Annotated in this window: 10 protein-coding genes; 2 read left to right on the top strand and 8 right to left on the bottom strand. The window is 71.9% G+C overall.

What is annotated here, in order from left to right; translation table 11 throughout:
* Positions 1-276: 276 nt before the first annotated feature.
* The gene (locus E5N76_RS06870; RefSeq protein ID WP_187830024.1) at positions 277-1,386 is read left to right on the top strand and encodes an AraC family transcriptional regulator; all 1,110 of its coding nucleotides are present in this window, start codon (positions 277-279) and stop codon (positions 1,384-1,386) included.
* On the opposite strand, the gene E5N76_RS06865 is transcribed toward E5N76_RS06870, so the two are convergent.
* From E5N76_RS06865 to E5N76_RS06860, 3 genes are read right to left on the bottom strand one after another with little or no spacing between them, the layout of a single operon-like run.
* Positions 1,314-2,012, bottom strand: coding sequence for a 4'-phosphopantetheinyl transferase family protein (locus tag E5N76_RS06865; RefSeq protein WP_187830023.1), 699 nt, complete (start codon positions 2,010-2,012; stop codon positions 1,314-1,316). The genes E5N76_RS06870 and E5N76_RS06865 overlap by 73 nt on opposite strands.
* The gene (locus E5N76_RS29385; protein ID WP_187830022.1) at positions 2,009-3,226 is read right to left on the bottom strand and encodes an MFS transporter; all 1,218 of its coding nucleotides are present in this window, start codon (positions 3,224-3,226) and stop codon (positions 2,009-2,011) included. The genes E5N76_RS06865 and E5N76_RS29385 overlap by 4 nt, the downstream gene beginning before the upstream one ends.
* An 8-nt stretch (positions 3,227-3,234) precedes the next feature.
* The gene (locus tag E5N76_RS06860; protein WP_187830021.1) at positions 3,235-5,202 is read right to left on the bottom strand and encodes a TonB-dependent receptor; all 1,968 of its coding nucleotides are present in this window, start codon (positions 5,200-5,202) and stop codon (positions 3,235-3,237) included.
* A gap of 433 nt (positions 5,203-5,635) precedes the next feature.
* Between E5N76_RS06860 and E5N76_RS06855 the strand changes: the two genes are divergently transcribed.
* Positions 5,636-6,421 (top strand): helix-turn-helix transcriptional regulator, encoded by a 786-nt coding sequence (locus tag E5N76_RS06855; protein ID WP_187830020.1) that lies wholly within the window; start codon positions 5,636-5,638, stop codon positions 6,419-6,421.
* A 90-nt stretch (positions 6,422-6,511) separates the two neighbouring features.
* On the opposite strand, the gene dmeF is transcribed toward E5N76_RS06855, so the two are convergent.
* The 5 genes from dmeF to dinB form a co-directional block, all read right to left on the bottom strand.
* A complete protein-coding gene (gene dmeF / locus E5N76_RS06850; RefSeq protein ID WP_149536548.1) occupies positions 6,512-7,441 on the bottom strand; it encodes a CDF family Co(II)/Ni(II) efflux transporter DmeF in 930 nt (309 codons plus the stop codon).
* A gap of 17 nt (positions 7,442-7,458) precedes the next feature.
* Positions 7,459-8,148 (bottom strand): protein-S-isoprenylcysteine O-methyltransferase, encoded by a 690-nt coding sequence (locus tag E5N76_RS06845; RefSeq protein WP_207791890.1) that lies wholly within the window; start codon positions 8,146-8,148, stop codon positions 7,459-7,461.
* A gap of 625 nt (positions 8,149-8,773) precedes the next feature.
* Positions 8,774-9,337 (bottom strand): alpha-ketoglutarate-dependent dioxygenase AlkB, encoded by a 564-nt coding sequence (locus tag E5N76_RS06840; RefSeq protein WP_149536547.1) that lies wholly within the window; start codon positions 9,335-9,337, stop codon positions 8,774-8,776.
* Positions 9,334-10,578: a DUF763 domain-containing protein gene (locus tag E5N76_RS06835; RefSeq protein WP_149536546.1), complete on the bottom strand. Its 1,245-nt coding sequence runs from the start codon at positions 10,576-10,578 to the stop codon at positions 9,334-9,336. The genes E5N76_RS06840 and E5N76_RS06835 overlap by 4 nt, the downstream gene beginning before the upstream one ends.
* Positions 10,578-11,618, bottom strand: coding sequence for a DNA polymerase IV (gene dinB / locus E5N76_RS06830; protein ID WP_408021694.1), 1,041 nt, complete (start codon positions 11,616-11,618; stop codon positions 10,578-10,580). The genes E5N76_RS06835 and dinB overlap by 1 nt, the downstream gene beginning before the upstream one ends.
* Positions 11,619-11,854 lie beyond the last annotated feature (236 nt).

Below are 11,854 nucleotides of genomic sequence, written 5' to 3'. Positions count from 1 at the left end.
GCGCAACAGGGCTCCGACGCCCCCCGGTGGGCTCTTGCCGTGGGCCGCGGGCTTGTCCGGGGGCCCTTCCTCCGCAGCGTCTGCGCGATCCATTCGGCTGTCCCCCTGCCAGGGCTTGCGGGGCGAATGGCTAAAGCAAGGGGGGGCGGTACAACCACCGGATGCAGGGCCGGGGATGGACGGATTTGGCACAAGTTGGCATTGCGTCGGGGGCGACATTTTGATAATGAGACGCATTCGCATTTAGCCGGGGCGACCATGCCACCGACCTATGCCTTGACCGACGAACTGACGCTGGAGGAGCGCGCCCTGCGCCACGCCGAGGCGACGGACATCCTCCCCATGCTGGAGGCCGAGCTGGCGGCACGCCTGGCGGGCCCGCAGACCATGACCGGCGCCTGCCGCCGCCTCTGCATCCGCCCGGGCTTCGACCTGGGGCTCTACGATATCACCCTCACCGGGGAGATGCCGGATGGCGGCGAGATCTCGGCGGGCCTCACCGTGACCGTGCTGCTGGAAGGGGCCGGGCAGAGCTGGGTGCGGCAGCCTGGCCGCGCCGCCTCCCGCCCCATCCCCTATGCCGGCGGGATGACCTATTTCTGCTTCTGCCAGGAGGCCGTGACCGGCGGCATGCGCCTGCCGCGGCGCTCCCGGTTCCGCGCGGCCGAGCTGCGGATGGATCTCGACTTCCTGCGCGGCCTCGGCCTGCTCGAGCCGCTCGCCGGCGCCGGGCGCGGCCATCCCCTGACCCACATCGCCCTCGACTCCGTCTGGATCGGCCTCCTGCCCACGCCGGAGCGGCTCGCCACCGTCGCGGCCATGCTGAGCCGCCTGCCGAGCACGCGGCCGGAAGGCGACCTGGTGCTGGAGCGCGGGGCGCTCGACATGCTCTTCACCTGCGCCGGGCTGATCCGGCAGCCGCCCGTGCTCGCGGGCCCGGCGCCGCGCGACCTGGAGGCGCTGCACCAGGCGAGGGCGCTGCTCTCCGCCCGGCCGGAGGAGCCCTGGACCATTGCGGCCCTGGCCCGCGAAGCCGGGCTGACGGAGAAGCGGCTGAAGCTCGGCTTCCGCCAGCGCTTCGGCGTGACGGTGAACCGCTTCCTGCAGCAGGTGCGGCTGCGGACGGCGCACCGCATGATCACCGAGGACGGGGCGAGCATCACCGAGGCCGCGCTGGCGGTGGGCTACGCCAATCCGAGCCATTTCGCCTTCCTGTTCCGCCGGGAATACGGCGCCCCGCCCTCCCAGGTGGCGCGGGCCGGGGCGGCGACGCCAGCCCCGCCGGACCGCCCCCTGGCGGGCAGCGGCGCGCCTCACGCCGGAGGCGTCATCTCGGGCAGCACCGGGCGGCGCAGCGGGTCGCGGACGGCGAGGACGGCGAGGTAGGGGGCCGGCAGCGCCAGCTTCAGCAGCCGGTGCTCCTCCGGCCGGCCCAGCGCGGGCGGCAGGGCCAGGAGCCGCCCGTCCCGCGGATCGAGCGCCACCGCGCGCACCGGCTGGGAGAGGCCGCAGCCGGCAGCCTTCAGCAGGCTCTCCTTGCGGGTCCACAGCTCCAGGAAGGCCGCGCCCCGCCGCGCCTCGGGCAGGGCGAGCAGCGCCGCCGCCTCCGCCGGCGCCGTGGCGGCGCGGATCAGCGCCTCCGTCACCGGCCGGTCCGCCCGTTCGACATCGATGCCCAGCTCGGCCAGCCGATCTTCCGCCACGGCGAGCAGGGCCAGCCCGCCGGCATGCGACAGGTTGAAGCGCAGCAGCCCATCCAGCGCCGGCTTGCCATGGCGGGAGCGGCGGAAGGTCAGCCGGTCCGGGGCAACCCCCAGGCGCGCCGCCAGCGTCGTCCGCAGCAGGAAGCGGCTTTCCAGCCACAGCGCCGCATCGGCCGGGCGTAGGAAGCGGCAAGCCGCCGCCCGCTCCTCGGCGGTGAGCGCGGCGGCGTCGAAGGCCGGGCGGCCGCACCCGCCCACGAAGCGCCAATGGATGGCGACGCGCAGGGGCGCGGCTGCCGCCTGCGTCATCCCGCCCGCGACTCTTCCGCCAGCGCCGGTCGGCCGGCGACGGTCCGGCCGAGCAGCCCGGCCGCCAGCAGCGCGGGCAGCGCCGCCAGGGCGAAGCCGGCCTGGTAGCCCAGCCACCCGGCCAGGGCGACGGCGCCGGACCCCGCCAGGGCGGCGGTCAGCGCATCGGCGCATTGCAGCAGGCTGAAATCCACCCCCGGCTGCGCGCCGCGGGCCCAGCCCATCATCGCGGCATAGACCGAGACGAAGGTCATGCCGGTGACCAGGGCGAGCAGCAGCGCCAGCCCGACGGGGACGGCCAGCGGCACGCCCGGCGCGGCAGCGGCGGCGGCGAGCGCCAGGAAGAGAACGGCCTGCGCCGCCAGCAGCGGCCGGATCAGCGCGAAGGGCCCCCGGCGCGCAGCCGCCGCGGCCGCCAGCAGCGTGCCCAGCAGGCTGGCGGCGGTGCCGGCCAGGCCGCTCAGCAGGCCCAGCGCCTCCAGCCGCAGCCCGGCATCCACCAGGAAGGGCGTCTGGATCGCGAGCACCATGCGCAGGCCAAGCTGGACCAGCACCACCGCGCCGAGGCCGCGCCGCATCTCCGGCCTGGCCAGGGCGAGGCGCAGCGACGGCCGGCCGGGCGGCGCGGCCTGGCCCGGAACGGGCAGCGGCGCCTCGACGATCCGCCAGAGCGGCACCCCGGCGAGCAGGAGCAGGGCGGCCAGGGCGATGATGGCGGGGGTCCAGCCGAGCCGCTCCACCGCCACCAGGAACAGCCCGCCACCCAGCATCAGGCCGAGATAGGCGCCGCCCACCTGCATCGCATTGCCCCAGCCATAGGCGCGTGGCGGGAGCTGCTCCGTGGCGAAGGCGTCGCAGGCGATGTCGAGGGTGGCGGCGACCACCGCCGCCAGGGCGAGCAGCGGCAGGACGCGCCCCGGCTCCGACCCCGTGGCGAGCAGCAGGATCAGCGCCGCCGCCACGACCTGCCCCGCCAGGATGATGCGGCGGGATCGCCGCCCGCCCGCGGCGGGCAGGCGCAGCCTTTCCACCGCCGGCGCCCAGAGGAATTTCAGCGCCTGGGGCAGCATCAGCAGCGGCAGCAGCCCGATCAGCTCCAGCCCATGGCCGCTGGCGCGCAGCAAGGCGGGCGTCGCCTGGAAGGTCAGCCCGCCGATGAGCGACTGGCCGAGATAGATGCCGCCCAGCGCGGCAAGGGCGCCTGCCCGGTCCATGGCCGCCGTCAGAAATTCGCGGTGAGCCGCAGGCCCACATCGCGCCCGGTGCCGAGCTGGTAGAAATTCCCCAGCGGCCCGCCGCTGAAGCCATAGGTGGCGTAGCGCTTGTCGCCGAGGTTGTTGGCGTAGAAATCGGCGCGCAGGTTGGGGTTCAGCACCCAGCTCAGCCCCGCATCCACCAGCGTGTAGGAGCCCTGCCCCACCGTATTGGCCTCATCGAACCAGGTGCGGCCGACATAGGTCAGCGCCACGAAGGGGATGAGCTGGCCGGCAGTGCCCGGCAGGTCGATGGCGTAGGATGCCTCGGCGCTCGCCGTCACCGGCGGCGCGTAGGCGGGGCGGTTGTTCTTGAAATCCTGGCCCTGGCCGGTCGGGTCGCGGTAGCGGGCGTAATGGGCGTCGTTCAGGCCCAGCGCCCCGGTGATCCGCGCCCCCGGGAAGGGCCGCGCCGTGACCCGCGCATCGAGGCCGTAGGAGCGCACATCCCCGACATTCTGCAGGTACTGGGAGGGCTGCGCCCCGACGAAGGCCTGGTAGCCATCCGTGTAGCTGTAATAGCCGCTGATGCTGAATTCGTACCGCCCCTCATCGAGCAGCCCGCGCAGGCCGATCTCGAAATTATCGGTGTTCGCGGTGCCGTAGGCGAAGGAGGCGTTGAGGGCGGAGACGGTGCGGGTGAAGCCGCCCGGCTTGAAGCCGGTGCTGTAGAGCGCGAAGGCGCGCAGCCCTTCCGTGATCTGGTAGCCGACCGCCACCTTGGGCGTGACCGCGGTGTCGTCCCGGTTCTGTCGGAAATTGATGAACCCTTCGGCCTTCGCTTCCGTCTCGATCCGGTCCACCCGGAGCCCCGCGGTCAGGTCCAGCCGGTCGGTGACGTGCCAGGTCAGCTCGCCATATCCGGCGTAGGAGCGGATCGTCTGGCTGGAGGTCTGCAGGCTCCGTGGCACGCGCCGGGTGAAATCCAGGTTCTGGAAGTAGAGGCCGGCCACGTAGTCCAGGCTGCGCAGCGCGCCGCGGGTGGAGGCGATGCGCAGCTCCTGATTGAAGGAGCGCTGGGTCTCCGGGGTGTGAAAGCCCTGAATGGTGCGGTCGAGATCGCGGTCCTGGTAGCCGGTGAGGGCGGAGACCACCGCGCCGCCCAGGTCGTAGGAGGCGATCAGCCCGTAGCTGTCGGTCCGTAGCCGGTAGTGCGAATCGAAAGGCACGACGCGGCGGCTGCGCATCCCGGCATCGCCCAGCACGAATTGCTCCTCGGCGGAATGCACCACGTTGTGGAGGGCGGTGACCATGATGTCCCAGGGGCTGCCGGCCGGGGCGTAGCGCAGGCGGCCCTGTACGCCGATGTCGCGCGTGCCGCCGAAGGCATCGTCGCCCTGCGGGGCGCGGTAATTGCCGAACTGCTCCCGCCAATTCAGCGAGAGATCGGCATAGAGGGCGCCTGGCACGATCGGCGTGTTCAGCAGCACGCCGGTGTCGCGCTGCCGGCTGCTGTAGCTGGCGGAGCCGCCGATGCGGAAGGTGTCGTCGGGGCGGCGCGTGACGACGTTCAGCACGCCGCCGACCGCGCCCGCGCCGTAGAGCGTGCCCTGCGGACCGTAGAGCGCCTCGACCCGCTCGACCTGCACCGGAAGGAGCTGGCCGAACAGCGAGAAATCCTGCGGCAGCCCATCGACCAGAAGCTGGACCGAAGGGTTGTAGAAATCGGACGAGGTCTGCCCGCGCATCGTGACGTTGGAATAGATGCGTCCGGAGCGCGGCTGGACGGTGAGGTCCGGAAAGATCCGCTGCAGGGAGTCGATCGAGCGCAGATTGCGCGCGGCCAAATCCTCCGCCTCCACCGCTTCCAGCGTGCCGTTCACGCGCATCGGGTCCTGCGCCCGCTTGGTGCCGGTGACGACCAGCTCGGGCAGGGCGATGCCGGGCGTTTCCGCCTGGACCGGGGAGGCGTCAGGGCCGCCCCCGGGGCCTGTCACCTGGGCCAGGGATGTGCAGGGAGCAAGGGACAGGCCCAGCAGGAATACGGCGCGGGGGCCCCTGAGGCCATGGCTGGAGGGTCGGGAGCGGGCCATAGGATCCTGGACATGCGGTGAGCTTCAGGGGCGTAACCTTGCGGTGGCTGCTCGCCGCCCACTACCGGGAACGGGCCAGGCGATCGCAGCAATCGGGACGAAATCGCACAGGACGGCATCGCCGGAGCAGGAGCGTTGACATGCAAATGATAGTCATTATCATTATGCACGAGTCATGCCGATCCCCCGAGAAAGCTGCGCGGGAAGCTGCGAGGCTTGCCCGGCGCACTCCCCAACCAGCCGGCGCCAGTCCGAATACGGCTCCAATTCGCGGTTCGTGGCTATCCATCCCGGGCTGCAACTGGCCGTCTGGGATCAGCTGGCATCCGACCCGGTAGTGGAGTTTTCCCGCGAGCCGGGGTTGAGCCTGACGGTGGTGCTGGACGGGGCCGGGCAGGAGAGGCTGCGGCATCGCGATGGAGCCGGCAGCAGCCTCCCCTGCAAAAGCGGAACGACCACGCTGCGCTTCGCCCGGAGGGAGCTGGCGGGGCGATGGCACATATCGCCGGGGGCGCGGCTGCTGGCCGTGGAAGTGCTGCTCTCGCTCTGCTTCCTGGACCGGCTTGGCGACGAAGCGCCATCCCTGGGCAGTTGCCACCCTCTATGCTGCCTGGATGTCCCGGAATTATGGGCGGGTGCCATGCCGACGCCCGAGACCATGGGATCCATCGCCACACAGATCGCCCTGCGCGGCACGGCCGGCGGGGGCGAGGAGCTGCTGCTGCTCGCCTATGGCGCGCTGGAGCTGGCCACCGCCGGGTTGAGCGCGTTGCGGCGGCCGCCCGACATCTGCTGCTGCGACCGGGACCACGCCCGGTTGCGGGAAGCGCGGCGCATGCTGGATTCCTGCCCTGGCCATGCCTGGTGCATCCGCGAATTGGCCCGCAAGGTCGGCCTGAACGAGCGCAAGCTGAAGAGCGGCTTCCGCGCGCAATTCGGCACGACGGTCAATGAGTGCCTGACGCGCGCACGACTGCGCATGGCGCATCAATTACTGCTGGAGAACCGGGCGGCCGTCGGCGAGGTCTCACGGCGCGTCGGCTATGCCAATCCGCGCCACTTCACGCAGCTTTTCCGCGACCGCTACGGGGTCAACCCGTCCGTGCTGCTGCGGCAGGGCTGACCTTCGGTCGCCGCGGCGTCGACCGGTTGGGCTATTCGCGCTGAGATGGCCATGGGCGTGGCGAGGCCGATGGCGCCGCGCGACGCGGAATCACGCGCACCGCCGTACCTCGACGATCGGGTGATGGATCGCGATATGGCCCGGTAGCCGCGCCTTGTAGACTTCCGGCTCCCGCGGGTCATGCGCGACCACGGAGGCGACGAGCGTCCAGGCGCCGGGGCCCACCGACCATAGATGCAGGTCGGCAACGCGCGCATCTCCGTCGGCTTCCAATGCCGTGCGGGCGGCGTCGCGCAGCGGCGCCGGCGCCTCACGGTCGAGCAGCGTGCCGGCGCTGTCCCGCGCCAGCGACCAGCCCCAGCGCGCGACAAGGCCCGCGCCGGCGAGGCCGATCAGCGGGTCCAGCCAGAACAGCCCGGTACCCCAGGCCGCCCAGAGAGCCACGATGGCTGCGACGGACGTGGCCGCGTCCGCAAGGACATGCAGCAGGGCCGCGCGGTGGGCATGGTCTCCGTGCCCGTGCCCGTGGTTGTGGGGCTCATGCTCATGGTGGGCATGCTCCCCTCCGGCATGCAGCAGCCAGGCGCAGCCAAGGTTCACCAGCAGGCCGAATGTCGCCACCCAGAGTGCCGGCCCGAAGGCGATCGGGGCTGGCGCGAAGAGCCGCTCCACCGCCTCGCCCGCAACGCCCAGCGCCACGACGCCGAGCATCACCGCCGCGCCGAAGGCCGCCAGCGCATTCGCCTTCCCGGTGCCCCAGGCGAAGCGCGCGTCGCCGGCGCGGGCGCGGGCGAAGCGATAGGCCAGGGCCACGGCGCCGAGCGCGGCCGCATGCGTGCCCATATGGGCGCCATCCGCGAGCAGGGCGACCGAGCCGGTGGCGAGCCCGGCGGCGACCTCCACGACCATGGCCGCGACGGTCACCCAGGCGACCAGCACGACGCCGCGTTCCTGCGGCCGTCTTGCGTCCTGGCCGAAGCTGTGGTCGTAGGCGTAGGCTTCCGGCGAATGGCTATGCATGGCTTGGCTGCGACTCCTCAGCGGTCGGGTGCGGCGCAAAAGCGGGGCAGCAGGCGCCCGGTCCGGGCGGTGTAGCGGTCATACGCGTCGCCGAAGCGCGCGCGCATCATGGCCTCCTCATGCGGCACCCGCCGCGCATACATGATCGCGAAGGCGAGCGCGCCAGCCGGCCCGACGACATAATTCGGCAGCAGCAGCATCTGCGCCAGGGTGCCGAGCCAGATCGCAGCGTACATCGGGTGGCGGATGCGGGCATACACGCCGGCCGTGACGAGCCTGTGGCTGTCGCGCAATTCCAGCGTCGGCGACCAGTTGCGCCCGAGATCGGCATGGGAGCGGTGGAACAGCCACAGATAGGGGGGCAACAGCGCCACGCCGAGCCAGGCCGCTGCGGCGGAGCGTGGGCGCGCGGCCCAGTCCAGCAGCGGGGTCGCCAGCCAGAGCAGTGGCAGCGCCATCATGCCAAGGAAAGCCAAGGCCAGCAGGATACGCTCCTCCCCGACATCACGGCGATCGTCGATCCGGTTGTCGCGCCAGCCCGGCGTGCGACGCGCCCGGATCAGGCTCGACGCGACAAAGCCTGCCAGCCATGCGAGGGCAGCCCAGTCGGCCTTGCCCCTCAGGACGTAAAGAGCGCCGCAAGCGATGGCGAGCACCGGCGCGAAACCCGGCAAGCGCCAGGACACCGTCGCCGGAACGGTAGCCATCAGAGGCGCACCGCTGGGCCACCGCCGACGACCTGCCTGCGGGCGGGCACCGCGACCGCGGCACCTGATCCGAGAACGACGCCAAGGATCACACTTGCGGCGCCGAGCACATCGTTGCCGGGGACGTCCAGCGCGGCGACCTCGGCGCAAGCGCTGGCCAGAGGGGCGGCCACGCATCCGAACCGGCGGGCGCCAGACGGTCGGAGCGGCCGAGGCGCTGGCCTGCATGCCGGGCCACGGCCGCCGGAAATGATCCTGGATACGGACGGGCATCGACGGGTCCACTGCGCTGACCCGCGACACAAGCTGTCCCGACGCGCCAACGGCCCTGGCGGCATGTCAGCCTCCGTCTGCAAGCGGCCCGGGCGAGAACTCAGGCTATATGCGACTGATTGTCAATCGCGTTTCTCGCTGCTCCACCGACGGTCCGGCGGGCGGGGGACATGATGCGCTGCGCCCGACTTCAGACCTGGATGTCTCGTCCGGCATTTGGCGGTGCGGAGCCGCGGTGAAGCTGTGGGGCTGCGCGGTGAGCGGCAAATGCACAGGGAGCGGACAAGCAGACCACTGAAAATAAAAGCTGGTGTCCTGGTTTCGAAGTCCGCAGGGGTTCGGAACCAGAACACTAGGGCACCCGCCCAGCCAGGCTGCGGAAGGTCACCGACCAGCGCGGCCGGTCCATCTCGGCGATGCTGTGCTCCCAGCCGTGCCGGGCCTCGTCGCTGAGGTGATAGGCCCCGCGGGGCTCCAGCGGCAGGCTCGCGCGCTCGAACCGCTCGCCGCGCCGCCGGCGGAAGCGCATGACCGCCGGGGCGCCGAGCGAGAGGCCGACGACATGCCCGAAGGCGGGGCGGTCCTTGTGCCAGCCGATGCCGGCGCCCGCGCCGTAGCGGATCAGCAGCGCCTGAACCAGCTCCTCCGCCGGCAGCCGGGCGAAGGCGGCGGCACGGTCGCGGAAGGGCAGCAGCCAGCCCGGCAGCGGCTGGCCCTGGCTCAGGCGGCCGGTCGCGAAATCATAGGTCCAGCCATAGGAGGCCGTCAGCCGCTTGCCCTCCCAGCCCTGGAAGCGGAAGGGCGCGAGGCCGGCACCGTCGATCGCGGCGATCAGCGCGCGCTCCTCCGCCGGCGTCACGAGCCCGCTCGCGGCCTCCAGCCCGGGGAGCACCGGCGTGCCGAAGAGATCGGTCATCCGCCCGTCTCCGCCTTGCCCGGCGGAGGCTCCCAGCCGAAGACGCTGCGGCCGCCATATTCATGGGAGCTGGCGCGCTCCGCCGCGATCAGCGCCGGGACCGAAGGGCCCGTCGCCGCCCGTTCCAGCCGCCTGGCCTGGTCGTCCAGCCGCCGGATCGCGGCCAGCTCCTCCTCATTGCCGAGCTTCGCCTTCAGGACGGCCGATTTCATGACCTCGATCGTCCGGTCATAGACCCGTATGGGCACCGGGAAGGGATGCCGGTCCTTGCCGCCATGCGCGAGCGAGAAGCGGGCCGGGTCGGTGAAGCGGCAGGGTGCGCCGTGCACCACCTCGGCCACCATCGCCAGCGCGCGGACCGTCCGCGCCCCGATGCCCGGCACCAGCAGGAGCTCGGAAAAATCCTGCGGCCCGCGATCCGCCGCCGCGGCCAGGGCGCCGTGCAGCCGCCGCGCGACCACGTCCTCCGCCCGCACATCGTGATGGGCGGGCATGACGAGATGCGGCAGGAGAGGCTGCGGGCCGGCCGACCGACCCTCGATCCGCGCCAGCTCGCGCAGGATGCCGTCCGGCCCGATGCCGCCGAGAAGGTCGAGCTGGCGCCCGCGCGAGGCCGCCGCGCGGCGGTCCGTCAGGTTCACGATCCGGCCCTGGCCGCGGCCCTCGATCGCCGCATGCGGCGCCTCGACGAAGCTCGCCATCCCCTCGGAGAGCCAGTGGTAGCGCCGGGCCTGCCGCCGCTCGTCGCTCATCCCCTGCTGTACCACGACCCAGCGCCCGTCATCCGCCACGATGAAGGCGTGCAGGTAGAGGTCGAAGCCGTCCTGCACCGCGGCGCTGTCCACCTTCGCGACCAGGCGGCTCGCGCGGGCCAGCGCCTCGCCGTCCAGCCCCACGCGCTCGCCGACCGCGAGGAGCTCCGCCGGCGTCTCCCGGCTGTGCCGGCCCCGGCCGCCGCAGACATGCAGGCCCAGCTCCTTCGACAGCGGCGCGAGCCCGCGCTTCAGCGCGCCGATCACGCTGGTGGTGATGCCGGAAGAGTGCCAGTCCATCCCCATCACGCAGCCGAGGGACTGGAACCAGAAGGGATGCGCGAGGCGCCGCAGCAGCTCGTCGCGCCCGTATTCCAGGATGATGGCCTCGGTGATCACCGCGCCCAGCCGCGTCATGCGCCGGCCCAGCCAGGGCGGCACGCGGCCGCCATGCAGCGGCAGGTCGGCGCTGCCCGCGCGGCGCGCCATCAACTCGCCTCCGCGAAGAGGGGCAGGTCGCCAGGCTCGCCGGAGGCGAAGTTGGAAACGGTCACGCCAACCAGGCGGATGCCCGTCCGGGGCGGATAGACCGAGCGGATGAGGTCCAGGCTCACCTGCCGGAGCTGCTCCTGCTCCGCGAGCACGAAGGCGTGGCTGCGGCTGCGGGTGATCTGCCGGAAATCCGCGAACTTCACCTTCACCGTCACGGTCCGGCCGAAGGCCCGCATCTTCTCGCACCAGGCCCAGACATCATCGGCCATGCGCAGCACGCCGGCCTCGATCTCGGCCGGCTCGACCAGGTCACGGCCGAAGGTGGTCTCCGAACCGGAGGATTTCCGGATACGGTCGGGGTCCACCGGCCGGTCGTCCTGGCCGCGGGCGATGGCGTAGTACCAGGCGGCGGCGCTGCCGAAATGTTCCTGCAGGAATTCCATCGACCTCGCCCGGAGATCGGCGCCGGTCTCGATGCCGAGGGTTTGCATGCGCTTCGCCGTCATCGGCCCCACGCCGTGGAAGCGCGCGACCGGCAGCGTCTCCACCCAGGCCGGCCCCATCTCCGGCGTGACGGCGAACTGGCCATTGGGCTTGCGCTGGTCCGAGGCAAGCTTCGCCAGGAACTTGTTGTAGGAGATACCGGCCGAGGCGGTCAGGCCGGTCTCCTCTCGGATGCGGGCGCGGATCTCCTTGGCGGTCGCCCAGGCCGTCGGCAGGCCCCGCAGGTTCTCGGTGACGTCGAGATAGGCCTCGTCCAGCGAGAGCGGCTGAATCAGGGGCGTGTACTCGGCGAAGATGGCGCGGATCTGCTGGGAGATGGCGCGGTACACCTCGAAGCGCGGCGGTACGAAGATGAGCTGGGGGCATTTGCGCAGCGCCGTGATCGAGGGCATGGCGGAGCGGACACCGGAGGCCCGGGCCTCGTAGCTGGCCGCGGCCACGACGCCGCGGGCCGCGCCATGGCCGACCGCCACGGGCCGGCCGCGCAGCGTTGCGTCATCGCGCTGTTCCACGGATGCGTAGAAGGCGTCCATGTCCACATGGATGATCTTGCGAGGAGATCGGCGGTCCATCCCATGCCACCATAGCAAGCCTGGAACATACCATGAACCGCCTCGTTGGTCCATGTGCTGCAGGCCGCTGCCAGGCGGTTCGCCCATGCCCGGACCAGCGCTCTGTGAGGCGGGCGGTGCCGCCCGGCCATTGTGCTCGGGGCTTCCGCCGCGGCCGGGCAGCTTGAGCCTGCTGCGCACCGTCTCGTCCACTTCGG

Source organism: Siccirubricoccus phaeus, from assembly GCF_008360935.1.
Classification (GTDB): domain Bacteria; phylum Pseudomonadota; class Alphaproteobacteria; order Acetobacterales; family Acetobacteraceae; genus Siccirubricoccus; species Siccirubricoccus phaeus.
This window is presented reverse-complemented; position numbering and strand designations above follow the sequence as displayed.